The sequence below is a fragment of the Crystallibacter permensis genome (assembly GCF_025960875.1).
GTDB lineage: Bacteria > Actinomycetota > Actinomycetes > Actinomycetales > Micrococcaceae > Crystallibacter > Crystallibacter permensis.
Window position 1 is genome coordinate 269,571 of the sequence record NZ_JAODLR010000005.1, and the last position, 24,900, is coordinate 294,470.

A 24,900-nucleotide genomic window follows, 5' to 3' on the forward strand; every position below is an offset into this window, starting at 1 on the left:
GGGCAACTAATAAATTCCGGCATCGTCAGCAGCAAAGTTTTCGCTGATCTGCAGGATTTGCACATCACCGCCGACTGACCAGCGGTTTTTCTTGGTCCAATCTTCGATTCCCTTGTAGACGATGTCACATCGCTCGCATCCGTCCTCGGTTATGTTTTGGAGCGGTTCCAAGTCTCCTGACTCGTACGCGTAGTTCAACATTGCGTACCAATGGCGTGCGAAAGCATCGAGGCCTTCCTTCGTTTCCGCGTTCGACTCTGCATCAAACTTCGGCACGGGCACATTCTCCGCGGGTCCATCAGCCGAAGCTGGCTTGTATTCAGGCGTGGCACTTGGTGTAGGCGTTGGCGTAGCAGTTTCAGCAGCAACGGCTGACGTTGCGGGTGAGGCAGAGCTGCCTGGCTCGCCCTCCGCGTCACCGCCGCAAGCCGTGAGACCGAGAGCGGCCACAGCCAGCACGGCAAACACCGACGATCGGGCACGCGTGAAAGTATCGAATTTTGTCCTGCGGTTCACCGAGACCCCTATGCACTGGTCGGGTTGCTGACTGATGTGTTCGAGCCAGTGTAATCACACGTTTAACTACGCAGGAAGGTTATCCACAGGAAACCGGGCTCCGGGAGCGTAATAAGTCGTGAGGGCTATAGCAGTCCATGCAGCCGCCATGGCTGCCAGAACAGTTAGCCAGTGCGTGTGCTTAGGTCCGCCAACGTCTGCACCAGGAGCTTGCGCTCCTCCACTTTGATGCGCTCGTGCAGGACTTCCTCGGTATCCTCTTCACGGACGGGCACGGCGGCCTGCGCCAGGATGGGGCCGGTGTCCACACCGGAATCGACGATGTGCACGGTGACGCCGGTGATCTTCACGCCGTGGGCCAGCGCGTCCCGGACGCCGTGCGCACCGGGGAACGAAGGCAGCAGTGCGGGGTGGGTATTGACCATGCGGCCATCGAAGGCCTCGACGAATTCAGCATCCAGGATGCGCATGAAACCGGCGAGCAGCACAACATCAGGTGAGTAGGATGCGACGGCGGCCTGCAGCGCGCGGTTCCATTCCGGCCGGCTGCCGTAGTCGGTAGGCGCCACCACGAACGTCTCGATGCCTGCACTCTCAGCGCGCTTGAGCCCCAGGCAACCCGGAACGTCGGAGCCCACGGCGACGACATCGGCGTCGAGCTCCCCTGTTTTCACCGCTTCGATGACTGCCTGAAGGTTGGTGCCGGAGCCGGAGACGAGTACCACGATGCGCATGCGTCAACTTTATGCTCCCGGCTCGCCTAGGCTTAAACCCATGGAACATGACACTCGGCCGCGGCCCAGCGAGGAACAAACAAAAAACGCCAGTCTCTATCTGCGGGTTCTGCTGTTACTGGTGCTGGCCACGTTCCTGGCGGCGGCCTTGCCGCTACCGTGGAAAATTGCGGCGCTCGTCCTGGCCGTGGCCACCGTGGTGGTTTCGATCGTGGGCCTGGTGAAGTCAGTCCGGCACGGCCTGCCGGGGACGCTGCGGATCACGTTCATTTTCGGCATCATCGTCGGCGGTTTCTTCGCGCTGACCGCCCTGGCTCAAATGGTCTTCTGGCCGCTCACGGCACAGTACGAGGAGTGCACGCGGCTGGCGGTCACCCAGAGCGCGCAGGAGCAGTGCACCAGCGAGTACTCGGAGAAGCTGCTCGACTACAACAGCCTGTTCAACCCGGAGGGCTGACGGATCCGCCGTCGCCGTTAGCGCGGCGGCAGCTATCCGCCGTCGTTATGACGGCAGCCATCTGCAGCCCTCGTGCGGCAACTAGTCTTTCTTGCCGCGGCTCTCCACCGTCGTTGTTGCAGCGCGGCGCGGTTCGCGCTCCAGCCAGGGCCCCACGGCGTAACCAATAACGACGCCGGCAGCCACTTCCAGCGCTACCCACAGTGCCGTCCACATCGGGTCCGGACCCAGGTCCACAAAGCGGCCGATGCCCAGGGAACCGCGGGACAGCCAGGCAATGAAGGCAGCGCCGGCGCCGGCGACGGCGCCGATCAACAGGCCAAGTGCCAGGGTGGAAGCTGCGGCCGTAAACCAGCGGGCCTGGACCTTGATGGACAACCATTCGTCAAAGTGGTTTTCACCTTCGCGCAGGAACCACCAGCCGGCCAGTACTCCGGCAACTACCGGCAGCAGCAGGGCCGCCATGCCGTAGGTCAGTTCGCCAGTGGGCAGGGCGCCGAGCAGCGGGAACGCCGGGAGCGGGCCCACCGTGGTGGCGAGCGGGCTGATGGAGCTGCCGGTGCCGACGGCGAAGCCGGCGCCGGAGGACCACGCCAAGGTCCAGCCAACGAAGTTCGGCAGCAGGCCCAGCTGCGCGACAGTAAGCACGATCCCACCGACCACGCCCGTGTTGAGCTCCTGGTAGATCTCGATGATGTCCGCCCAATGCAGGGCAATGTCCACGGCCAGCAGCAGGGCGGACAAGCAGACCGCGGCGGTGACGGCCAGCAGGCCCGCCCGGATGACGGACCAGACATAGGAACCGGCCCAGCGTGAATGCTGGCTGGCCTTGGCCACCCAGGCCGCCGCGTCGACGCCGATCAGCCGGCCCCACGATCCGGCCGCACGGTAGGCCCCGATGATCAGGCCGGCCCCGGCCGGGATCAGCGGTATCAGGGCGCCGGCCACCATGGAGATTTCCACTTCGTTGCTCTGCACCAGATAAGCCGTTGCACCGCCGACAAACGCATACACCCCGAGGGCTCCGAGCAGAGCCTGCCAGAGCTGGTCGGTGTACGCGGCACGCGCCAGGCGGCGTCCCGCCCGCCAGGACAGGAAGAAGGGCAGCAGGGTCAGCCCCAGCGGGACGAGGGACAGTGTTCCCCGCTCCATGTCGGCGGACGTGGGACCCATGAGGATCTCCAGCTGCAGCGGCACGCCATGGATCAGCAGCCAGGCCTGTCCGCCAAGCCTGGCCAGCGAGTCGAAGCTGCGGTCTTCGAACCCGTCCGCGAACCACACACCGACGAGCGGCAGCAACACGACGATCGCCGAGAGCAGCGCGCTCTGGAAAAGTTCGAAACCACCTTGCAGCCAGAGGGGCATGGGCAGTCCGCTTTGCCCGCCCGGGCGCCATTTGAGTTTCATTGTCTCCATGGTGCCAGTTGACGGGCCATCGTCCGGCCAGCGACGCGGCGGAGCAGCCAAAAGCAGCGGTACTAACAGCCCGCCGCCCCTGCAACGAGGAGATCCGCCCGGCAGCCGCGCAACACTAAGGCTGAAGCACAACCTTAATGCAGCCGTCCTCCTTCTTCTGGAACATCTCGTACATGGCCGGCGCCTCGTCCAGGGAGACGCGGTGGGTGACCAGATCGGACAAGGCCAGCGGGTCGGTGTCGTCGTCCACCAAGGGCAGCAGGTCGGTAATCCAGTGCTTGACGTTGCACTGGCCCATCCGCAGTTGGAGCTGCTTGTCGAACATCTTCAGCATCGGCATCGGATCCGCTTCCCCGCCGTAGACCCCGGAGAGCGAGACGGTCCCGCCGCGCCGGACCGAATCAATGGCGGCGTGCAGGGCGGCAAGCCGGTCCACCCCCGCCGTCGTCATCGCCAGCTTGGCCACGGGGTGCGGCAGGATCCCGACAGCGGCCTGGGCGGCGGCTGCCACTGGCGAACCGTGCGATTCCATCCCGACCGCGTCAACCACCGAGTCCGGCCCGCGCCCGCCGGTCATGTCGCGCAGGTCATCGGCACAGTTCCGGGTCCAGTCCAGCGTGGCGATGCCGTGCCGCTCTGCCATCTGCCGCCGCTCGGGAATGCGTTCGACGGCGATGACACGGTAGCCCAGATGCTTGCCGATCCGGCTGGCCAGCTGCCCGATGGGGCCAAGCCCGAAGACGGCCAGCGTGCCGCCGCCCGGGACATTGGCGTAATCCACGGCCTGCCAGGCGGTGGGCAGGATGTCGGAAAGGAACAGGTAGCGCTCGTCCGGAATGCTGGTGTTGGCCACCTTGATGGGGCCGTAGTCCGCGTGCGGCACCCGCAGATACTCCGCTTGCCCGCCCGGCACCGAGCCGTAGAGTTCCGTGTAGCCGAACATCGCCGCGCCGGACCCCTTCTCCCTGACCTGCGTAGTCTCGCACTGCGACTGCAGGCCGAGCCCGCACATGAAGCAGTTCCCGCAGGCGATGTTGAACGGAATGACCACCTTGTCGCCGGGCTTGATGTTGGTGACGGCGCTGCCGACTTCCTCCACAATGCCCATGGGCTCGTGGCCGAGGATGTCGCCCTTGTTCATGAACGGGCCCAACACCTCGTACAGGTGCAGGTCCGAGCCGCAGATGGCGGTGGAGGTGACGCGGATGATGGCATCCGTGGGGTCCTGGATGGCCGGGTCCGGCACCTCCTCGACGGACACTTGACGTTTGCCTTGCCAGGTCAGAGCTTTCATGTCTGGAACTCCTGTCAATGATTCGCGTGCCGGGCCGCCTGATGTCTCGGCGGCGGGAACCTTTTCAACGCTACGCGCCGGTTCTGGTTCGGGCTAGAGGTTGACAGGCCCCGGCGGGAAAACGCGTCAACGAACGACGGCGGCACGTACCTCAGGGCGCAACGGCACCTTCCCTTTCGGCCGGCTCGCCGGCAGCGGGCAGGATGTTCTGGTTCCCGCGGAAGATATTGTCCGGATCAAAGTCCCGTTTGATCCGGACGAGCCTGGCGTAGTTCTCGGGCCCGAAGGCCGCCTTGATCCGCTCCTGCCCCTCGTGGCCGATGAAGTTCAGATATACGCCGCCGCTGGCATACGGAGCAATATCGCGCCGGAAGCCCTTGGCCCAGCCGATAGCTTCAGCGGTCTGTGCCGGATCCTGCCACAAGGCAAAGGGGTGGGTGACCCATTGAGCAGTGCGCCGGGCCATCGGTGTGGAGCCCGGGTCAACCCTGCCGGCCTGGCCGCCCCAGGGTGCCAGCAGCATCTGCGAGGATTCATGCGGCAGCGCTTCCCCGAACCGGAGGAAGACATCCAGCGCCGCGTCCGGAAACTCGTCGTGGTAGTCCGCAGTCCAGTAGTTCAGCTGCCCCGGGGCATCGTCGAGCATGCACTGGAAATCCGCATACGGGCGGGGTTCAACAATGTCGGCCGCGGGCTGCAGCGCCCTCAGCGGTTGGACTGCTTCCCTGCCCTCCTCCGGGTCGCCCGCATAGACCACCACGATGGCCAGTGCCGGCTTGCCCTGCAGTTCGGCCGGCACGAACTCCTCGGGCGGAGCGATCACCGTGAGCAGGCAAGAGCCCAGGGCTTCGGGCGAGGCCGGTACGAAGTCCCGGTAGGCGCGCGCCACGTCCCGGGCCTGTCCGAGCGGCCACAGCAGCAGGCCGCACTGGACCTGCTCGCCGACGTCGTACATTTTGAAGGTGAGGGAGGTAGCGACACCGAAATTCCCGCCGCCGCCGTGCAGCGCCCAGAACAGCTCCGGGTTCTCAGTCGCGCTGGCCGTCACTTCCTCCCCTGCCGCCGTCATCAGATCAACGGAGACCAGGTTGTCGCAGGCCAGTCCCCAACCGCGGTCCATCCAGCCGGAGCCGCCGCCCAGCGTAAAACCGGAAACGCCGGTCGTGGAGACCCGGCCGCCGGTGACCGCCAGGCCGTAGGGCTGCCCCGCCCGGTCGAACTCGCCCCAGGTCACGCCGCCGCCAACGGTTGCGGTGCGGGCCTGAGGGTCCACGGCGATGTCCTTCAGACCGCGCACGTCGATGACAAGTCCGCCATCGTTCATGGACATGCCGGCAACGGAGTGTCCACCTGACCGGACGGCGACCTCGAGGCCGTGCTGCCGCCCGTACAACAGCGCTTCGCGGATGTCGGCCGTGCTCGAGCATTGGGCGATCACGGCCGGCCGCCGGTCGATCATCGCGTTGAAAAGTGTGCGTGCTTCGTCGTAGCCGGCGTCCTCCGGCCGGATCCATTCCATGGTCTGCTCCTTCGCACCATGGGCCACCCGAGACAGATGTTACGCCGGGCAGCGACGGGCAGCCAGCACCAAAATTGAGCGGTGGGCGCGGGACGATCCAGCACTTTCGCCGGCGCGGAAAGGAAAACCCGCTTTGACGGAAAAAGGTGTTTTAGGCAAACAATTTCGGTGGCGTTTCTGAATCAATGGACTTTAAAGGGAAGCGGGCGGCTGGTTCAAAAAGAACCAGCCGCCCGGAAAGGCGGAATATTCCGGGAAATCAACACGGCAAGAATGCCGCGGACTGCCTCCGGATTTCCGCCAGCCTAGGTTTTCCCATCCAGCCCCAGTTTAGGCGCCCTTGCGGCGCTTGGGAATGATCTCCTCCTCAGCTGAGGACTTCGAGCGCTTCTCGGCGCGCTTTTCCTTGATAGATTTACCCTGCTTCTTGGTGTTGGACCCCTGCGGGGACTTTCCTGCCATTCCAGCTCCTTTTTCAAGGCGAAATACAACGGTATGAGAGACCATACCTGCTTTAAAATAAAAAGCCAGTGCGGGACGGAACCAGTGTAAAAGGAGCGCTACGGGAACAAAGGCACCGTTTTAACCGTTGAAGCCCAGCCTTAACCGTTGAGGTCCAGCAGCCCCTTGATCAAAGCCGCGACGGCGCCCACGAACGCCATGATGATGACCGCCACCCGTGCGTGGTCGTCCTTGATGTGCCGCAGCAGCTTCTCGCCCGTGAAGATCCCGACCACGATCATGACCCCCAACGCAGCCCACATCCACCAATCCAGCTGCGGCAGATGGGACGGATTGAGCCAGGTCCGCACGCCGACGGTGATCAGGCAGATCACGAAGAAATAGGGCTGCAGGGTGCCGGCGAACTCGCGCTGCGGCCAGCGGGCCAGCACGGCGTAGGCGCTGACGGTAGGACCGCCCACGCCGGCCAGGGAGTTGGTCAGTCCCGACCCCAGCCCGGCCAGCGCCTTGGGCGGATTGCCGCTGACCGTCACGGAAGCGCGGTGGAGCATCACGGACAGAACGAGGGCAAAGATAACGACGGCGCCGACCGTCACCACCAGCGGCGCGGACGGGACGTTGACGGCAATGAAGGAGCCGCCGATGGTCCCGAGTGTGGCGGGGATGGTCAGCCACCAGAACATGTTCCAGTTGATGTCCGCCCAGACCCGCGGCACGATCAGGCCGCAGGAGACCACCGAGCAGATATTGATCATCATGATCCCCGTGTGCGCGCCGAGCAGCATCACCAGGATGGGCGAGAGCAGCAGCGCGAAGCCCACCCCGGCAATCCGCTGGGCTACCGAGCCGAGGAAAATCGCCACCAGAATCACGCTCAGAAGTCCAAGAGTCACCCGACCACCCTAGCCCTCTCACGCCGCGTGCCCGGACCGGCTCTCCCGCCGCCGGCCCGGACCGGCGCCGTCGTGAGTCTTTTGCAACTGTTCACCGGGGCGAAACCCTGTCATCGCCGGGAGTCTGCGCGCGGCCGCCACGGTAGAAGCGTGAGGATCGCCATTGTTGCTGAATCGTTCCTGCCGCATATGAACGGCGTCACCCACTCGCTGCTGCAGGTCATTGCACACCTGCGCCGGCGGGGCGACGACGTGCTGGTCATCGCGCCGATGTCGTCCTGGCCGGATGACGAGGCGCCGGCCGAGGTGGAGGGCTACCCGGTGCACCGGCTGCCGTCCGTCCCGCTGCGCGGCTACGCCAATGTCCGCGTCGCCGCCGTGACGCCGGCGCGGCTTCGCCGGATCTTCGCGGACTTCATGCCCGAGGTGGTGCATGTGGCCTCGCCGTTCGTCCTCGGGTGGCGGGCCGTGCAGGCCGCGCACCAACTGGGCATCCCCACCGTGTCCATCTACCAGACCGAGGTTCCCGCGTACGCCGCGCGCTACGGTGCCCCGTGGCTGGAGCAGCTGTTGTGGCAGCACGTGGAGAACATCCACGAACTCTCCACACTCACTCTGGCGCCGTCCAGTTTCGCCATGAACCAGCTGCACAGCCACGGCGTCCGCCGGGTGCACCTGTGGCGGCGCGGCGTGGACACCTCGCGTTTCAACCCGCAAAAGTACGACGCCGGGTGGCGGGCTTCCGTGGCGCCCAAGGGCGAGCGGATCATCGGTTTTGTGGGCCGACTGGCCGCGGAGAAGCAGGTGGAGGATCTTGCCGTGCTCGCCGACCTGCCCGGCACCCGGCTGGTCATTGTGGGGTCCGGGCCGCTGAAGGACTCGCTGCGTGGCAAATTGCCCGGCGCGTATTTCGCCGGTTTCCAGGGCGGCGAGGAGCTGGCGCGGATGGTGGCCAGCTTCGACTTGTTTGTCCACCCGGGCGAATCCGAGACGTTCTGCCAGACCATCCAGGAAGCACAAGCCTCCGGGGTGGCGGTGGTGGCGGTAGGACGGGGCGGTCCGCTGGATCTGGTGGACCAGTCGCGGACGGGCTGGATCTATGCCCCGGGACGGCTGGAGGAACTGCGCTCCCGCGTGCAGGACCTGATCGGCGACGACATCAAGCGCCGCGCCTTCGGCCAAGCGGCCTTTGAATCGGTCCAGGGCCGGACCTGGCCGGTACTGTGCGAACAGCTGGTCGGGTATTACGCGAAGGCGATCTCGGTGAAGCGGCGCGCGCTGAACGTCCAGGCGCGGGAATACCTGCGCTGAGCAAGGCTCCCGGGGCGGACCAGCTGGGGGCCAGGCGGATCCATTGTGCAGCTGGTGCCCTTTCCAGCGTTCAAAAGGGCACCAGCTGCACAGTGAGCGGAAATCAGTAGCTGGCGCGGGGCGCCTGTGCTTCTGCTCCGACCCCTGCTTCTTCCGGAATGTATTTGGCGGCGAGCGCCTCGGTTCCGCGGGCCAGCAGCGCCACGTCGGCGCCGACGTTGACGAAGTCCGCCCCGGCGTCGACGTAGCGGCGGGCAGAGGCTTCGACGAACGCGTTGACGCCGACGAACTTGCCTGCGGCCTTCACGTCCTGGATGGTCTTGGCCACCGCGGCCACCACCTCCGGGTGCTCCTGCTGGCCGAGCACGCCCATGGAGGCGGCCAGGTCAGACGGGCCGATGAAGATGCCGTCGATCCCGTCCACCGCCGCGATCTCGGCAGCGTTCTGGACTGCCTCGGCCGCCTCGACCTGCACCACCAGGGTGACCAGGTCCTCGGCACGGTTCAGGTAATCGGGGATGCGGTTCCAGCGTGCCGAACGGGCCAGCGCGGAGCCGACCCCGCGGATGCCGCGCGGCGGATAGTGCATGGCCGCCACCGCCGCCCGGGCCTGCTCGGCGTTGTTGACCATCGGCACTATCAGCGACTGCGCCCCTATGTCCAGGAACTGCTTGATCAGCACCGGATCGTTGAAGGGGACGCGGACCACGGGGACCGCCGGGTAGCCGGAGATCGCGCGCAGCTGGGCCAGGACCGTTTCCAACCCGTTGGGTCCGTGTTCGGCGTCGATCAGCAGGTAGTCGATCCCGGAGCCGGCGCAGATCTCGGCGATGCCCGCGTCGCCGGAGCACACGAACATGCCGGCGATGGTGCGGTCGGCGTTGTTGACGAGGTCCTTGAAGGACGGCGCTGCCTCTACTCGAATCGGCATGTGATGGATCCCAGCTGTCCGTAGTCGGCGTGGACGGTGTCACCCTCGTAGACCCACATCGGGCGGGTGAAGGATCCGGCGAGGATGGTTTCGCCGGCCTTGAGGTGGTCGCCGTGCGGGGCGATCTTGTTGGCCAGCCAGTACACGCCGGCGGCGGGGTGGTTCAGGACGCCGGCGGCGACGCCGGTCTCCTCAACGGTCTGGTTTTTGTACAGGATCGCGGCGATCCAGCGCAGGTCCACGTCCTGCGGGCGGACCGGGTTGCCGCCGATCACCATGGCGCCCATGGCCGCGTTGTCGGAGATGGTGTCCACGATGGTGCGGCCTTCCATCTCGATCCGCGAGTCCAGGATCTCCAGTGCGGGGACCACGTATTCGGTGGCGTTCAGGACATCGAAGATGCTGGCGTTGGGGCCCTTGACATCGCGGTTCAGCACAAAGGCGAGCTCCACCTCGACGCGGGGGTGGGTGTACTGGTCCCACTTCACCGTGCAGCCGTTTTCGAGGATCATGTCGTCGAAGATGATGCCGTAGTCCGGTTCGGTAATGCCGGTGGCGGCCTGCATCGCCTTGGAGGTCAGACCGATCTTGCGCCCGGCGAGCTTGCGGCCGTTGGCTTCGCTGCGCTCCCGCCAGAGGTTCTGCACGGCGTAGGAGTCCTCTACGGTCATCTCCGGGTAGCGGGCCGTCAGCCGAGGCACCGGGGTACGGGTGCGCCCGGCCTCCACCAGCTCATCGGCAATCTTCTCAATAGTCGTCTGATCAAGCACGCGACAGGCTCCAGTCCAAAAGTCATCAGCTGCGGCAGCCGGACGGAACCCCCGTCCGGTCTGGTGGTCCTGCCCTTCGGCGTCGGTGCCGGGCGGCCACAGCACCATCGTACGTTTCCCCGCGCTGCCATGAGACTTCCATTACAGCCCGCCCGTACGCCGGAGGGGATGCCCGCCGCCCACCGGCTGGCCCCGCCGGCCCGGCCCACCCGCTGGCCCCGCCGGCCCACCCGAGAAGTTGCTCACACTGTGCGGCCCGTCATGCGCCGGTTTGCGCTGCTGACCTACCCTTAATGGGAGCAAACTGCGGCCGGCGCCTTTCCGGCCGCGCAACACCGCCGCAGGCCACCGCCGGGCGGATCCAGTTGAGGAAGTATCCTATGTCGTTTCCCTTCCGTACCCCGCGCCGTGCCGTCGTGTCCGCGGCAGGTGCCGTGGCCGCCGTCGTACTTTTGGCCGGTTGCAGCGCCGGCGGCACCGGTTCCGAGGAGAACGCGGGCGAGCCGGTCAGCGGCGGAAACCTCGTCTACGCCACGGGCGACGCCGAACCCACCTGCCTGGATCCGCATGTGGGCGGCAACTACCCGCAGGCGCTGGCGGCGAGCCAGTACCTGGAACCGCTGGTTTCCAAGAACGACGACGGCGAGATCATCCCGTGGCTGGCCGGCGAATGGCAGGAAAGCGAAGACGGCCTGACCTGGACCTTCACGCTGCGCGAGGGTGTGCAGTTCACCGACGGCACCCCGCTCAATGCCGAGGCGGTGAAGGCCAACATCGCGCACGTCCAGGACCCCGAAACCGCGTCCTCCACCGGCTACCTGGCGCTGCAGAAGATCGAGAGCGCCGAGGCCGTCGACGACCTCACCCTCAAGCTGAACCTCAAGGCTCCGGACAGCGCGCTGCTGGAATCCTTCAGCATGCCGTGGGTCGCCATCCAGTCCCCCAAAGCCCTCGAGCGCAGCCAGGAAGAGAACTGCGCCGCGCCGGTCGGCACCGGTCCGTTCATCGTGGAGGACTGGGTGAAGCAGGACTCGATCACCATGGTCCGCAACGAGAACTACAACTCCCCGCCGGCCGATGCCGCCCATGAAGGCCCGGCCTACCTGGAGTCCATCACCTGGAAGTTCATTCCGGAATCCGCCACCCGCTACGCCGCGCTGCAGGCCGGCGAGGTGCACGTAATCGACAACGCCCAGCCGGACACCATCGCCGCAGCCGAGAACAACGACGTGATCAAGCACCTGGACGCCCCGCGGCCCGGCGCCTCCAACCGGCTGGAGCTGAACACCAGCAAGGCGCCCTTCAACGACCCGCTGGTGCGCGAGGCATTCGTGCGGGCGGTGAACGTGAACGACGGCGTTTCCTCCTTGTTCTTCGGGACCGCCGAACGCTCGTACTCGCCGCTCTCCAGCGTCGAGCCGCTGGGCTACTCCGACGAATCCCTGTTCGGCTACGACCCGGCCGAGGCCAACCGTTTGCTGGACGAGGCCGGCTGGACCGAGCGGGATGCCGAGGGCTACCGGGTGAAGGACGGCGAGCGGCTGAGCCTGGAATTCCCGGTCAGCACCAACCAGTCCATCCCGGCCGAGCAGTCCCTGTTCGAGCAACTGCAGGCCACGGCCAAGGAAGCCGGCTTCGAGATCAAGCTGAACCTGCTGGACCTGTCCAGCTGGTACGGCGCCCTGGCCGAGAACGACTACAACCTGGTCAGCGCCCCGTACACCAAGGTGGGCCCGGACGTGCTGCGGATCCTGTTCCACTCGGACAGCACCGTCCCGGCACCCAGCGGCTACTTCGCCAACCTGTCCCAGGTGAAGCTCGACGAACTCGATGAACTGCTGACCAAGGGCAGCGAAACCTCCGACCCGGCCGATCGCGCGGCGCTGTATGAAGAGGCGCAGAAGATCGTGCTGGAGGGCTACTACATCCTGCCGCTGTACGACCAGCAGAACCATTTCCTGTACCGCTCGGAAGTCTCCGGGCTGCGGGCGTTGCCCACCGTGTCCACGCCGGCGTTCTACGATGTCTGGCTCAACTCCTGAGCAACCGGCTCCCGGCCGGCCGGCGCTGAGCGACGACGGCCGGGGGCCGGCGCGGACACTGGCTGACGGTGTCCGCCTTCCAACAACCGTCCGCTGGCTGCTGGCCAAAGTGGTGGGCGCGGTCTTTGTGCTCTGGGCCGTGGCCACGCTGATCTTTTTCGGCATCCGGCTGATCCCCGGCGATCCGGCCGAAGCCATTCTGGGCGGGCCAGGATCGCAGGCATCCCCCGAGGCGCTGGAGCAGGTCCGCCGGGACTACGGGCTGGACCAGCCGCTGCTGGTCCAGTACTTCACCCAGCTGGGCCGCCTGGTGCAGGGCGACCTGGGCGACTCCTATTCGCTGCGGATGCCTGTGGCCGAACTGCTCGGCAACCAGCTGCCCGGCACGCTGCTGCTGTCCGCCCTGGCCCTGCTGGTCGCCTGGCTGCTCGCGCTCGGGCTGGCCGGCTGGTCCACACTGAACGGCAAGGCGGCCGCCGTCGTTGCTTCGGGGCTGGAGATCGCCGCAGCCGCGGTGCCGCACTTTTGGCTGGCCAGCATCCTGATCCTGCTGTTCAGTAACACCCTCGGCTGGCTGCCGCCGGTCAGCACCAACTCCGCTGACGGGCTGGTGCTGCCCGTGCTCGCGCTGGCGCTGCCGCTGGCCGGGTTCCTGGGCCAGGTGATGCGCGAATCGATGCTCAACGCCATGACGTCGCCGTTCGCCCTTTCGGCCCGCGCCCGTGGGGAAGGCGAAACCGGCGTGCTGTTCCGCCATGCCCTGCGCCATGCCGCCCTACCCGGTATCGCGCTTTCCGGCTGGGCCTTCGGCAGCCTGCTTAGCGGCGCCGTCGTGGTCGAGTCCATCTTTGCGCGCCCGGGGCTGGGCCGGACCCTGCTCAACGCCGTCACCCTGCGCGACATCCCGCTGGTCACCGGCGTCGCCCTGGTCTCGGCACTGGCCTACGTGGTGGTCATGGCCGCCAGCGACGTGGCCGAGCGCGCCGCCGATCCACGGTTGCGGGCCGCATGAGCATCTTTTCGAACAAGCGCAACCACCAGGACCCGGTGCTCGCCGGCACCTCAGGCGCGGCTGGAACCCCTGATGTCGCAGCGACTCCCGGCACGCCCGGCGCCCCGGGCACCATGGGAACCTTGGGCCCCACCCGCAGCCTGCGCCGGGTGTCCGGCCTGCGCGCCGTCGAACTCGGGGCCGCCGCCGTCGCGCTGTTCCTGGTGCTGGCCGCCTGCTTCCCCACGCTGCTGGCGCCGTTCGACCCGCTGGCCATCAACCCGGCCGATTCGTTCCAGGGCCCGTCCTCCAAGCACTGGTTCGGCACCGACGAGTCCGGCCGCGACATCTACTCCCGCGTGATCCACGGTGCCCGCCCCTCCCTGCTGATCGGCGCCGCGGCCACCGCCATCGGCGTGGGCCTGGCTCTGGTGCTCGGCACGCTCGCCGGGCTCGGCGGCCGCTGGCTGGACTTCGGTGTGGGCCGGATCCTCGAGGTCCTGTTCGCCCTACCGGGCCTGCTGCTGGCGCTGGTCTTCATCGCACTGGCCGGACCGGGGATCACCACCTCTGTTGTCGCCGTCGGACTCTCCACGGCACCGGGCTACGCGCGCATCATCCGCGGCCAAATCAGCCAGGTGAGGTCGTCCGCGATGGTGGAGGCCGCCGTCGTACTTGGCCGCCGGCCGGCGCAGGTGCTCTTCCGCCACATCCTGCCCAACGCCCTCTCCCCCGTCTTTGTGCTCGGCACCCTCGGGCTGGGCCAGGCCGTGGTGTGGGCGTCCTCGCTGAGCTTCCTCGGCCTCGGGGCACCGCCGCCGGCAGCCGAGTGGGGCGCGATGCTGGCGGCCGGCCGGACTTATCTGGGCACGGCCTGGTGGATGACGTTCTTCCCCGGCGTCGCTATTGTCCTGACGGCGGCGTCCTCGACGGTGCTGGGGCGTGCCCTGCAGCGAAGGGTGGCCGGACGGTGAATGCTAAGAACGACGCCGTGCTGCGGGTTGAGAACCTCAACGTTGGCTTTGGTGCCGTCCCGGCAGTGCGCGGGGTGTCCCTGTCCATTGACCGCGGGCAGTGCCTGGCGCTGGTTGGCGAATCCGGTTCCGGCAAGTCGGTGACCGCGCGGTCCCTGATCGGCCTCGCCGGAGATACCGCGGATGTTTCGGCGGAGCGGATGGAACTGGGCGGTGAGTCCTTGACCGGGCTGGGCCGGCGCGGCTGGCGGCAGCTGCGCGGCAGCAAGGTGGGCTTTGTGCTGCAGGATGCGCTGGTCTCGCTGGATCCGCTGCGGACCGTCGGCCGCGAGATCGAGGATTCGCTCCGGCTGCGCACCCGGCTGACCGGCGCCGAACGCAGCCGCCGCGTGTTGTCGCTGCTGGCGGACGTGGGCATGGATGACCCTCAGTTGCGGGCAGGCCAGCGCTCCGGCGAACTCTCCGGCGGCCTGCGCCAGCGGGCCCTGATCGCTTCCGCCATCGCACTGGATCCGGCGCTGCTCATCGCCGACGAGCCCACCACGGCACTCGACGCCACGGTGCAGGCGCAGATTCTTGACCTGCTGGCATCGCTGCGCGAGCGGGGAACGGCGATGCTGCTGATCAGCCATGATCTGGCCGTGGTCGGCTCGGTGGCGGACCAGGTGGCGGTGATGACCGAGGGCAGGATCGTTGAGCAGGGTCCGGTGGCGCAGGTCCTTGGCTCGCCGCAGCACGACTACACGAAGAAGCTCCTGCGCGCGGTGCCCTCCGGCCATCCCCGCGGTGCCCGGCTGTCAGGCCTGCCCGGCCCGTCCAGCTTGTCAGTCTCGTACGGCCCGGCTGCTGCGAAACCGAAAGCGGCGGACAGCGGTGTCCCGCAGTCCGGCGCCGGCGTACCCGTCCTGGCGGCCACAGCCCTGGCCAAGCGGTTCCGTACCCCGGACAAAACCAGCTTTACCGCCGTCGATCATGTGTCCTTCGAACTGGGTGCCGGGGAGACGCTCGGGCTGGTGGGCGAATCCGGTTCCGGCAAAACCACCATCGCCCGCATCGCCCTCGGCCTCACCGTGCCTGACGCAGGCGAGGTCCGGCTCTTCGGCGAACCCTGGAGCACGCTCACCGAGAAGGACCGCCGGAGCCGGCGGCCGCTGATCGGCACCGTGTACCAGGACCCGCTCAGCTCCTTCGACCCGCGGCTGACCATCGGCCAGACCCTGGCGGATGCGGCCACCGGCGGCCGGACGCTGAATCCCCGGGGCTCCGCGAAGCAGGTCAAGGACCTGCTGGAGATGGTCGGGCTGCCTGCGGACTTCGCCCGCCGCGGCCCGCGCACCCTTTCGGGCGGGCAGCGCCAGCGCGTCGCCATCGCCCGTGCCCTGGCGCCGCGGCCCCGGATCCTGATCTGCGACGAACCGGCCTCGGCGCTGGACGTCTCGATCCAGGCCCAGATCCTGGACCTGCTCGATGACCTGCAGCGGGAACTGGGGCTGAGCTACCTGTTCATCTCGCACGACCTGGGGGTGGTGCGGCACATGAGCGACCGCGTTGCCGTCCTGCGGCGCGGCCGGATCGTCGAACAAGGCCCGGCGGAGCAGCTCTTCTCGGCGCCGCAGCATCCCTACACACAGCAGCTCCTCGCGTCCTCTCCGGCCCTCGAAGCCCGCTGAGCCGGCAGCCGCGTTCCCGGGCTGGAAGGCGGGCTTACTATGGAGGTGGCACGCCCTGCCCTCAACTAGAAGGAGACTTCCATTACCGAATCGCTTGCCCCCAGTGACATTTCGGATGCCTACTTTGGTTCTCCTGAACCGGAGGAAAGCCAGCGCGACGTCGTTGAGGTAACCTCTCCAGCCGCCGTCGCCCGCTTGAGCGACCGCGAGGATGTGGTCAAGGTCAAGCGCCGCTATGCGTTGGTCAACAAGGACCGCACCCAGCATGAGGCGATGGTGGAGGACCTGCTGTTCATCCGCCGCGTGCTCGATGATGCAGGCATCGGTTACCTGCTGGTCCGGGGCAATGACGCTCGCCCGGTCATCGCCATCAACTGGGATGACCGCCGGGAACTTCAGGACGCGCTGGCCGAGGCCTGCCTGAACGAACCGTTCTATTCCATGACGGTGGACGCCAAGAAAAAGCGCGCGCTGCTGGTCGGCGACGGCCGGCTCGCCGAGGGCAACCAGGCCCGTATCTTCCGGCTCTACCGTCCCCGCATCGAGCCGAACGGCGGGCTGGTCTACGGCCAGTCAGCCGGCGTGCAGCTGGAACTGTGGATGTGGCAGGACGAGAAGCTGATCCTGCCTATTGAAAACTCGCTGACCCGGCGCTCCCTCCCTGCCGCCGAAGCCGTCCGCGGCACCGTGCGCCGGTACGGACTGGACTGGCCCACCATCGAGAACATGTTTGCGGACCACGCCACGGACATTGACTTCGAGATCGACATCGTCTTCTCCTGGGTGGACGGGAATGACCCGGCCTACCAGGCCGCCCGCCGCAAGCGGATGGAAGGGGTCATCCTCGGCGAAGGCGACGAAGCCGACGCGCGTTTCCGCCAGATCAACGAACTCAAGTACGCGCTGCGCTCGGTGTACATGTTCGCGCCGTGGATCCGTAACATCTACATCGCCACGGACTCCCCCGTGCCGGAGTGGCTGGATGCCGAGCATCCGGCCATCAACATTGTGCGCAGCGAAGAGCATTTCATGGACCCCTCGGTCCTGCCCACGCACAACTCGCAGGCCGTCGAGGCCCAGCTGCAGCACATCGAGGGCCTGAGCGAGCACTTCCTGTACTCCAACGACGACATGTTCTTCGGCCGCCCGGTGGGCCCGCACGTGTTCTTCTCCCCCGGCGGCATCACGAAGTTCATCGAGGCCTCCACCCGCATCGGGCTGGGCGATAACCACCTGGACCGCTCCGGCTTCGAGAACGCCGCGCGCGTGAACCGCAAGCTTCTCTATGAGCGCTTCGGCCGCATCACCACCCGGCATCTGGAACACTGCGCCGCGCCCCTGCGCAAGAGCGTGCTGCTGGAAATGGAGAAGGAATTCGAGGCGGAGTTCGAGGCCACCGCGGCAAGCCGTTTCCGGGCCAAGGACAACATCTCGGTCACCAATTCGCTGTACCACTACTACGCGCTGCTGACCGGACGCGCCGTCACGCAGACAGAGGCCAAGGTCAAGTACATCGACACCACCATGTACTCGGGGCTGAAATCCCTGGCGAAGCTGTTGAAGAAGCGCAACCATGACTTCTTCTGCCTCAATGACGGCAGCTTCCCGGAAGTTCCGGCGCTGGAGCGGCAGGAAGTTGTCACAGACTTCCTCGAGAAGTACTTCCCCATCCCCGCGCCCTGGGAAAAATGACGGCTCCGGGAAACCGAGGGGCTAAGGGGAACTAAGAGGCCCTAGGGAAGATAACGACGGCGGGTGCCCACCCGCCGTCGTTGGTTACCTGCGGCAGGCCTCGACCACCCGCGCCACCGCATGGCCGACCGACCACACCAGGGGCACTGTGCAGACCAGCAGAGCCAGCGGATTGGGCCGGAAAGAGGCTTTGCCTTGGCTGTCCGGCGCCAGTACGCCCACCGGCAGCACCATTCCGCCGCCGCCACCGCCGCCTTCGCCGGTCTCCGATTCGCCGCCGCCGAAGCCGAATTGGACGAGCGCCACCGGAACCACCTGCTCAGACCCCACCTGGACCGGTTCGCCGTAGGCCCTGCGCACACCGAAAGAAGTGACCTTGTCGGCGATCGCAACGATGACATTGGTCCGCTTGGCAGATTCAGCCGCTGGAGTTGGGCCGGCCGAGGTTGGGCTGGCGGATGGACTGCTGGCGGAGGTTTCGGAAGAATGAGGCAACATGGCCCAAGCCTATTCAGCCCCGGCGGCGCTGGCTACAGCCGGCCGCTCGCGGTGGAAGCCGTAGACGCAAAGGTGGGTGCCGCCGTCGTTCGTTGAACAATTCCAAGGCAAAGGCGAGTGCCGGCGTCGTTGTCAGACTCCGGCGAGCTGGCGGCGGCTTTCGGGAATCCGGATGCCGGCCGCGTCCAGCCGGCGCTGGGCTTCCTCCGGGGACACGTATTCGCCCACGGTGGCGTAGTCGCCGATCGGCACCACCGAGTGGACGATCGTCTCGTCGTACACGTGGACCAGGTTGTAGGCCTGCGCGCCGTCGCGGCCGCGGGACCCGCCCACGGGAACGTTCAGGTCCTGCGTGTAGCACGTCGCCGACGCCACCGACACCGGAATGCCGGCGAACATGGCGGTGGTCGAATAGTGCAGGTGCCCGGCCAGAATGGTGCGGACGTCCGTATCCTCCAGCGCCGCGGCCAGCCGGCTCTGGTCCCGCAGTTCCACCAGCACGGACAGATCCTGCACGCAAGGCACCGGCGGGTGGTGCAGCGCCAGGATGGTGCCGTGCGGCGCAGACACCGCCAGCTCCCCCTTGAGCCAGTCCAGCTGGCTGTCGCTGAGCTCGCCGTGGTGGAACCCGGGCACCGTGGAATCCAGCGTGATCACGCGCAGGCCATCGACGTCGTACGCCTTATCCAGCGGGGACATGTCCGCCGGCTGATCCAGCAGTCCCGCGCGCAGATTGGCGCGGTCGTCATGGTTCCCCATGGCCCAGATGATCTGGGTGCCGAGGCGTTCCGCGGCCGGCTCGACGATGGCCCGGAGCTTGACGTACGCCTCCGGCTCACCCTTGTCCGCCAAATCCCCCGTGAACACGATGGCCTGCGGACGCGCGCCGGAAGCCTCGAGTTCGGTAAAGACCTGCTGGAGCCGGGCCTCGCTGTCCACCTGTCCGTACAGGGGATTCGGACCGCCCACCAGATGGGTGTCGCTCATGTGCAGTATGAAATGGTGAGGCCGTGGATGCTCGGCCTGGATGTAATCCATCACTAACCTTCTGCTGTTTCGGAACCGGGATACCCGATTCCTATTACATTCCATACAAGCAGACGAGACTCAAACCGCAAGTTAACACAGGGCGGCATTTCGGTTTGTTTCGCTTAACTCAGTCTCAGCGGCCCATGCGTTAGCAATGCAGAACAGTCGAAACTGCCGCCCAAACAATTCACAACCGGGGGCACCGGCACGTGCAGGCGTCCGCTACCGGCAGAAGCGGCCTCCCGGACACTGGCAGGAGCAGTCCGCCGGAAGTACGCTCGAAGTGACCGAGCCTGACTACCGGAAGGACCTGACATGAAGCTCAGCCACATTCCCCTGCGCCTGACCACCGGCGGATTTATCCTCAATTCCGGCATAGGCAAGATGAATCTGGACAAGGAAAGCGCTGCCGGCCTGCAGGGCATGGCCGCCAACATCCTGCCCCAGGTGAAGGACATGGAGCCCGAGCAGTTCGGCAAGTACGTCAGCTACGGCGAGCTCGCCCTCGGCAGCGCGCTGCTGGCCCCGTTCATCCCCAGCCGGCTTGTCGGCCTGGGGCTCGCCGCGTTCTCCGGCACGCTGATCGGCATGTACCTCAAAACCCCGGGCATGACGCAGGAAGACAACGTCCGCCCCACGGCCGAGGGAACCGGCCTGGCCAAGGACATCTGGATGTTCGGCATCGCCCTGGCCCTGATCCTGGACTCCAAGGGCAAGCAGAAGGCGCTGAAGGTCTAGCCTGCACCCGTCTTTAAACCCAACGACGACGGCGGCGCCTCACCTTTTGAAGGTGGGGCGCCGCCGTCGTCCGCTGGGTGGGCGGCGTGCTACACGTCAGCCTTGGCGCGCGCACGGATCCGGCTGATCGCCGTGATGAGCAAGGCGACCGCCAGCAGGATGTACAGCGTGATGGTGATCGGGCTGTCGACGAAAACGCCGTAGTCCCCGTTCGAGGACAACAGGGCCGAGCGCATGGAGGTTTCGGCCAGCGGACCCAGCACAATGCCGATCATGATCGGCGCCAGCGGCACGCCGTAGCGGCGCATCAGGAAGCCCAGCACCCCGATGCCCAGCACCATCAGCAGGTCGAACACCGACGCCGACGTCGCATATACACCCAGGCCGCAGAAGACCGAGATGCCGGCATACAGGTACTGCTTGGGGATCAGCAGCAGCTTGGCCCAGAACCGTGCGAAGGGCAGGTTCAGGATCAGCAGCACGATCAGGCCGAGGAAGAAGCTGGCCAGCAGCGCCCAGACCAGATCCGGCGCGCGGTCAAAGAGCAACGGCCCCGGCTGCAGCCCGTACTGCTGGAAGGCCGCCAGCATAATGGCCGCGGTGGCCGAGACCGGCAGGCCGAGCGCCAGCAGCGCTCCCATGGCGGTACCCGTGGTCGCGTTGCCGGCAGCTTCCGGGGCGGCCAGCCCACGGATGGCGCCCTTGCCGAACATCGGCTTCCGGCGGCGACGGTCCAGCGAACGTTCGGCTCCGTAAGCCAGGAAAGTGGGTACCTCGGCGCCGCCCACGGGAATGATGCCGAAGGGTACACCGATCGCCGTTCCGCGCAGCCAGGCCGGCAGCGCCTCACGGAATTCGGCCTTGGACAGGTACGGCCGCCCCGAGGAGGGCGTGGCCACCGCCGCCGGATCGCGCCGGATCCGCGAGGCCACGTGGAACACCTCACCCAGGGCCAGGATGCCCACGGTGACCGTGACGATGTTAACGCCGTCGAAAAGTTCCGGCACGCCGAAGCTGAAGCGCTCGGCACCGGAGATGCTGTCGATGCCGAGCACGGCAATACCCAGGCCGAAGACCAGGGAAACCAGTCCCTTGATCACCGAGTCCGAGACGACCGAGGACGTGGCCAGGAACGCGAAGACGGCCAGTGCGAAGAACTCCTGCGGGCCGAAGTTGGCGGACAGGTCGGCTAGCACGGGGGCGAAGAACACCACCAGGATGCTCGCGATGATGCCGCCGATGAAGGCGCCGATGGCAGCGGTCGCCAGCGCTTGGGGCGCCCTGCCGGCCTTGGCCATCTTGTGGCCCTCGAACGTACTGGCGATCGACGAGGCCTGTCCCGGGGTGTTCATCAGGATGGCCATGGTGGAATCGCCGAAGAGCCCGCCGAAGTACACGCCGGCGAACATGATGAACGCCCCGATCGGATCCAGTGCGAAGGTCATCGGCAGCAGCAACGCCACCGCCATGGAGGACCCCAGCCCTGGCAGCACCCCCACTGCGGTGCCCAGGAACGCGCCCACCACTACCCACAGGAGGTTCATCGGCGTCAGCGCCAGGCTGAAGCCTTCCATCAGGTTTGCTAGAGCATCCATTTAGAACACACCTCCCAGGATCCCGGCGGGCAGATTAAGACCCAGCGCAGCACCGAAGGCCAGCTGGATAAGCGAGGAGACCACCAAGGCGAGGCTGATGTCGAACAGCGGCCGCCTGCTCCCCATGGCCCGGGCCATGCCCCAGAACAGGACAGCTGCGGCGATGATCCAACCCAGCGGTTCCATCAGCAAAGCGAAAAGCAGGAAGCTGCCGATAGCCACCACAACCGAGGACCAGTCCGAATACGATGCGTATTTCCTGGCCGCTGCCTTTTCGGCCGCTGCCCGGACCTCCGGATCAAGATCCTCTTCGAATTCGTAGTGCGGGGGCTTTGGCGGGTCCGGGTTCTTGATCGTGAATACGGCCAGGAGCACCGAAAGAATGTAGCCGGCCGCCACGATCAGAGCGGGGAAGAATGTCGGTCCGGGGAAGGCCGCGCCCGACGGTACATCCATGTCGAAAATGCCGACCAGCAGATAAGTGCTGAACGCCGCCAGCACGACGGCGATGACGATTCCGCTTCGACCGTGCCAGAAGCCCCGGGCAGTCGGCGAGGCATCCGCGGCTGGCCTCAGCGCGCCCGGGTCCGTTTGATTGTCCGGATGGGTCACAGGTCCAGCCCTTCCAGGATCTCGGCGACTTCTTCTTCCTCCGCGGCGATGAACTCCTCGAATTCTTCGCCGACCATGAAGGTGTTATCCCATTGGTTGCGGGCCAGAGCGTCTTCCCACTCCGCCGTCTGCGACATTTCGGTGATGATGCTCAGCAACTCCTCGAAGTCCTCGTCGCTGGTCCCCGGGGCGGCGACCATCCCGCGCCAGTTGCTCATCTGCACGTCGTAGCCTTCCTCCAGCAAGGTGGGAACGTCGATGCCTTCCAGCCGCTGCGGCGCCGAGATGGCCAGAGCCTTTACCCTTCCCGCCTCGATCTGGTCCGCGAACTCGTTGTAACCGCTGATGGCTGCTTTGGCGGTATCGGAGAAGACTGTCTGCAGGGCTTCGCCACCGCTGGTATTGGGGATATAGGTGGTCTGCGAGGCATCGATGCCGGCTTCCATGGCCAGTTGCGCCATGATCAGATGGTCTACGGAGCCGATTGAGCCGCCGGTGAACGGGAACTCCCGCGGATCCTTCTTCCATTCGGCGATCAGGTCATCCATGGAGTTAAAGGGCGAATCGGCAGGCACCACGATCGCATCGTAATCGTCCGCCAGCCTTGCCAACGGACGGACATCATCCATTCCTACCGGGGAGTCGTTGAGCTGGATGCCGCCCAGCATCACAGTGCCAGTGGCCATCAGGGTTGAGGACTGTCCGTGCATGGTGGAAAACTGGCCCAGACCGATGGTGCCGGCGGCGCCAGGCACATTGACAACCTGAACGCTGTTAACAATGCCGTTGGAGCGCATGGCTTGCTGCTGCTCGCGGGCGAAAGTGTCCCATCCGCCACCTGCGCCGGCGGGGGCAATTAGTGTCAGCTTGCTGCGCAACTCTGCATCGGCTGCGCTGCGGGAGGAGGTGAAGATCGCTCCTCCGATGACAAGCGCCGCGATCACGCCGTAAATCGTCAGACCGACGGTCCGTTTCCTAGAACGGCCGCTCGCGGTCAGGGGGTCGCCGTGTTGGGGCTTCGGGGATGCCATGATTCCCGACCTTCCTTAGAATTGCTGTGAGTGACGCATTTACCATGGGAACTTTGGTTCGTAAGAGAACCGATCGAATGCAGGCTATTTCACGCGGCGAGAGTGACCTAAACCCGTCGCAACTGGCGAACGGCGAAAGGTAACACTTAATGACTATTCTCGTTGGTCGGTCCCGCTCCAGGGAAGGAACGGCTGCCTTCACAGCTGCCGTCGCGGAAGCTAGGCTCCGCGGACAGGATCTTGTGGTTTTCGATATGGACCGGACTGTCCATGATGAGGAGGTTGTCAGCGGCAGCCAACTGGACTTCCCCACCGAGGTTGAGGGTGTGGCCGTCAGCTACCGCCTACCGAACGAGCGCAGCCGTGATGCCGTGGGTGATCTTCTGGACACGGCTGAGGCCCTGGATCCGTCACTGATCATCATCGGGATCCGGCACCGCAGCTCCGTGGGCAAGTTCCTGCTGGGCAGCAGCGCCCAGCAGATCCTGCTGCAGGCCAACGCCCCTGTGCTCGCCGTGAAGGCAGAGTACAGCGCGTAACCATAACGGAGCGCTGTCCACAGCTTAGGATTGTTCCCGTGAACGATCCGATCCATCCAGACGCAGGATTAGCGCCAGCGGAATGTGCAACCATGCCCAAGTCTGCGGCAGGCAATCCGTTACCGTCCGCCGGCACTTTGGTCCGCAAGGCCACAGCCGACGACGCCGCTGCCCTCGCCGAATTGGCCGCGGCAACTTTCCCCCTTGCGTGCCCTCCGGTCATGACCGAGGACGACATCAACGGCTACATCGCCGAGCACCTCACCGAGGCCCGTTTCAGCAGCTATATTGCCGACGCGGAACGAACCGTGCTGCTGCTCGAAGAGTCGAACGTTAATGAAGGCGACGCTCACGCTGCTCCCACGGGCCGGAGGATGGTGGGCTACAGCATGCTCATCCACACCCCTCCCCTGGATGTCGAAGTCCAGGCAGCTCTAGCTTTGCGGCCCACTTCGATGCTGAGCAAGTTCTACATTCGGGCCGACGCCCACGGCAGCGGCCTGTCTCACCGGCTCATGAGCGCCACCCTGTCTGACGCCGCCGAAAACGGTTCGCGCGCGGTGTGGCTCTCTGTCAGCGAGGAAAACGAGCGTGCCCAGAAGTTCTACGCAAAGAACGGCTTCCGGATCGTCGGCGGTATGAACTTTCCCACCGGCCGGCTGGTTTTGCGCGACTTCGTGCTGGAACGCGCGGTCTAGAAACCAACACTCAGGCAATTCACAGGTTGCTCCCGGCCAACAATCAAGTTCAAGGCTTAGTGTGAAGTCACCTCATAAAGGTGCGAGTGATGCGGCGCCGGCCGGTCGGAGTTTTCCCCCAACCTCCAACCAGCCGGCGCCATCTCTTTAACTTCCGTCAGTAACCGCCGCTGACCCTGCCTGGACATCTGGCTTCCCTTCGCTGAACCCGTTCTCTAATTACGACGGCGACGACCGCTGCTTGGCCCGCACTGTTCCCCTCGGCTTGTTCCTCAATCCACATGCCCCCCATGGCAAGCAACACGTGCCGGAAAGTTTTTCGGTGTTTTTCTGCCATGCTCCGCCCCGTGATGTGTGGGCGGTCACAAACTGTCAGAGGCGGTTCGTAGGGTGGGTGTATGGAAGATTTCCAGTTTGATTTCATACCCGCGCCGGAGCCGGACAGGGAGCGTGGCCTGCGGGCGCTCGGCCTGGCGGGGAGTTCGCTG

Annotated in this window: 24 protein-coding genes; 10 read left to right on the forward strand and 14 right to left on the reverse strand. The window is 65.9% G+C overall.

Annotated features, from left to right (window positions below; genetic code table 11):
- Nucleotides 1-6 precede the first annotated feature (6 nt).
- Nucleotides 7-516 carry a DUF6318 family protein gene (locus B0G38_RS08665; protein WP_264669057.1) on the reverse strand — a complete coding sequence of 170 codons (510 nt, stop codon included), beginning with the start codon at nucleotides 514-516 and terminating at the stop codon, nucleotides 7-9.
- Nucleotides 517-680: 164 nt separating this feature from the next.
- Nucleotides 681-1,250: a phosphoribosylglycinamide formyltransferase gene (gene purN / locus B0G38_RS08670; protein ID WP_264669058.1), complete on the reverse strand. Its 570-nt coding sequence runs from the start codon at nucleotides 1,248-1,250 to the stop codon at nucleotides 681-683.
- A gap of 40 nt (nucleotides 1,251-1,290) precedes the next feature.
- Here purN and B0G38_RS08675 point away from each other — a divergent pair, with 40 nt between their 5' ends.
- Entirely contained in the window at nucleotides 1,291-1,707 is a 417-nt protein-coding gene (locus B0G38_RS08675; RefSeq protein WP_264669059.1) for a hypothetical protein, read from the forward strand.
- An 81-nt stretch (nucleotides 1,708-1,788) separates the two neighbouring features.
- Here the strand turns inward: B0G38_RS08675 and B0G38_RS08680 are convergent, their stop codons facing one another.
- The 5 genes from B0G38_RS08680 to B0G38_RS08700 form a co-directional block, all read right to left on the reverse strand.
- The gene (locus tag B0G38_RS08680; protein WP_264669060.1) at nucleotides 1,789-3,114 is read right to left on the reverse strand and encodes a cell division protein PerM; all 1,326 of its coding nucleotides are present in this window, start codon (nucleotides 3,112-3,114) and stop codon (nucleotides 1,789-1,791) included.
- A gap of 124 nt (nucleotides 3,115-3,238) precedes the next feature.
- A complete protein-coding gene (locus B0G38_RS08685; RefSeq protein ID WP_264669061.1) occupies nucleotides 3,239-4,417 on the reverse strand; it encodes a zinc-dependent alcohol dehydrogenase in 1,179 nt (392 codons plus the stop codon).
- Between the two features lie 151 nt (nucleotides 4,418-4,568).
- Nucleotides 4,569-5,936 carry an FAD-binding oxidoreductase gene (locus tag B0G38_RS08690; protein WP_264669062.1) on the reverse strand — a complete coding sequence of 456 codons (1,368 nt, stop codon included), beginning with the start codon at nucleotides 5,934-5,936 and terminating at the stop codon, nucleotides 4,569-4,571.
- 330 nt (nucleotides 5,937-6,266) lie between these two features.
- A complete protein-coding gene (locus B0G38_RS08695; RefSeq protein WP_264669063.1) occupies nucleotides 6,267-6,398 on the reverse strand; it encodes a hypothetical protein in 132 nt (43 codons plus the stop codon).
- Between the two features lie 140 nt (nucleotides 6,399-6,538).
- A complete protein-coding gene (locus tag B0G38_RS08700) occupies nucleotides 6,539-7,291 on the reverse strand; it encodes a sulfite exporter TauE/SafE family protein (protein ID WP_264669064.1) in 753 nt (250 codons plus the stop codon).
- A 150-nt stretch (nucleotides 7,292-7,441) separates the two neighbouring features.
- Between B0G38_RS08700 and B0G38_RS08705 the strand changes: the two genes are divergently transcribed.
- A complete protein-coding gene (locus B0G38_RS08705; RefSeq protein WP_264669065.1) occupies nucleotides 7,442-8,602 on the forward strand; it encodes a glycosyltransferase family 4 protein in 1,161 nt (386 codons plus the stop codon).
- Nucleotides 8,603-8,705: 103 nt separating this feature from the next.
- Here B0G38_RS08705 and B0G38_RS08710 read toward each other — a convergent pair whose 3' ends face one another.
- Nucleotides 8,706-9,533 (reverse strand): aldolase/citrate lyase family protein, encoded by an 828-nt coding sequence (locus B0G38_RS08710; protein WP_264669066.1) that lies wholly within the window; start codon nucleotides 9,531-9,533, stop codon nucleotides 8,706-8,708.
- Nucleotides 9,518-10,303: a 2-oxo-hept-4-ene-1,7-dioate hydratase gene (gene hpaH / locus B0G38_RS08715; protein WP_074699314.1), complete on the reverse strand. Its 786-nt coding sequence runs from the start codon at nucleotides 10,301-10,303 to the stop codon at nucleotides 9,518-9,520. The genes B0G38_RS08710 and hpaH overlap by 16 nt, the downstream gene beginning before the upstream one ends.
- Before the next feature lie 380 nt (nucleotides 10,304-10,683).
- Between hpaH and B0G38_RS08720 the strand changes: the two genes are divergently transcribed.
- The 5 genes from B0G38_RS08720 (at nucleotide 10,684) to B0G38_RS08740 (ending at nucleotide 17,672) form a co-directional block, all read left to right on the forward strand.
- Entirely contained in the window at nucleotides 10,684-12,345 is a 1,662-nt protein-coding gene (locus B0G38_RS08720; RefSeq protein WP_264669067.1) for an ABC transporter substrate-binding protein, read from the forward strand.
- Complete coding sequence (locus B0G38_RS08725) at nucleotides 12,326-13,357, forward strand: ABC transporter permease (protein WP_264669068.1); 1,032 nt, start codon at nucleotides 12,326-12,328, stop codon at nucleotides 13,355-13,357. Before B0G38_RS08720 ends, B0G38_RS08725 begins: the two co-directional genes overlap by 20 nt.
- A gap of 113 nt (nucleotides 13,358-13,470) precedes the next feature.
- Entirely contained in the window at nucleotides 13,471-14,310 is an 840-nt protein-coding gene (locus tag B0G38_RS08730) for an ABC transporter permease (protein WP_264669092.1), read from the forward strand.
- Nucleotides 14,307-15,980, forward strand: a complete 1,674-nt coding sequence (locus tag B0G38_RS08735) for a dipeptide ABC transporter ATP-binding protein (RefSeq protein WP_264669069.1) — start codon at nucleotides 14,307-14,309, stop codon at nucleotides 15,978-15,980. The genes B0G38_RS08730 and B0G38_RS08735 overlap by 4 nt, the downstream gene beginning before the upstream one ends.
- 273 nt (nucleotides 15,981-16,253) lie before the next feature.
- Nucleotides 16,254-17,672 carry a stealth family protein gene (locus tag B0G38_RS08740; RefSeq protein WP_413542048.1) on the forward strand — a complete coding sequence of 473 codons (1,419 nt, stop codon included), beginning with the start codon at nucleotides 16,254-16,256 and terminating at the stop codon, nucleotides 17,670-17,672.
- 84 nt (nucleotides 17,673-17,756) lie between these two features.
- On the opposite strand, the gene B0G38_RS08745 is transcribed toward B0G38_RS08740, so the two are convergent.
- Complete coding sequence (locus B0G38_RS08745) at nucleotides 17,757-18,170, reverse strand: hypothetical protein (protein WP_319801233.1); 414 nt, start codon at nucleotides 18,168-18,170, stop codon at nucleotides 17,757-17,759.
- A gap of 132 nt (nucleotides 18,171-18,302) precedes the next feature.
- Nucleotides 18,303-19,208 (reverse strand): phosphodiesterase, encoded by a 906-nt coding sequence (locus B0G38_RS08750; RefSeq protein WP_264669070.1) that lies wholly within the window; start codon nucleotides 19,206-19,208, stop codon nucleotides 18,303-18,305.
- A gap of 306 nt (nucleotides 19,209-19,514) precedes the next feature.
- Here B0G38_RS08750 and B0G38_RS08755 point away from each other — a divergent pair, with 306 nt between their 5' ends.
- Nucleotides 19,515-19,937, forward strand: a complete 423-nt coding sequence (locus tag B0G38_RS08755; protein WP_264669071.1) for a hypothetical protein — start codon at nucleotides 19,515-19,517, stop codon at nucleotides 19,935-19,937.
- An 89-nt stretch (nucleotides 19,938-20,026) separates the two neighbouring features.
- Here B0G38_RS08755 and B0G38_RS08760 read toward each other — a convergent pair whose 3' ends face one another.
- From B0G38_RS08760 to B0G38_RS08770, 3 genes are read right to left on the reverse strand one after another with little or no spacing between them, the layout of a single operon-like run.
- Complete coding sequence (locus B0G38_RS08760; protein WP_264669072.1) at nucleotides 20,027-21,532, reverse strand: tripartite tricarboxylate transporter permease; 1,506 nt, start codon at nucleotides 21,530-21,532, stop codon at nucleotides 20,027-20,029.
- Entirely contained in the window at nucleotides 21,533-22,144 is a 612-nt protein-coding gene (locus tag B0G38_RS08765) for a tripartite tricarboxylate transporter TctB family protein (RefSeq protein ID WP_264669073.1), read from the reverse strand.
- On the reverse strand, nucleotides 22,141-23,175 hold the full coding sequence (locus tag B0G38_RS08770; RefSeq protein ID WP_264669074.1) for a tripartite tricarboxylate transporter substrate binding protein: 1,035 nt from the start codon (nucleotides 23,173-23,175) through the stop codon (nucleotides 22,141-22,143). The genes B0G38_RS08765 and B0G38_RS08770 overlap by 4 nt, the downstream gene beginning before the upstream one ends.
- A gap of 149 nt (nucleotides 23,176-23,324) precedes the next feature.
- Here B0G38_RS08770 and B0G38_RS08775 point away from each other — a divergent pair, with 149 nt between their 5' ends.
- Nucleotides 23,325-23,714 carry a universal stress protein gene (locus tag B0G38_RS08775; RefSeq protein ID WP_264669075.1) on the forward strand — a complete coding sequence of 130 codons (390 nt, stop codon included), beginning with the start codon at nucleotides 23,325-23,327 and terminating at the stop codon, nucleotides 23,712-23,714.
- A 92-nt stretch (nucleotides 23,715-23,806) separates the two neighbouring features.
- Nucleotides 23,807-24,412 (forward strand): GNAT family N-acetyltransferase, encoded by a 606-nt coding sequence (locus B0G38_RS08780; RefSeq protein ID WP_264669076.1) that lies wholly within the window; start codon nucleotides 23,807-23,809, stop codon nucleotides 24,410-24,412.
- The last annotated feature ends 488 nt before the right edge of the window (nucleotides 24,413-24,900 follow it).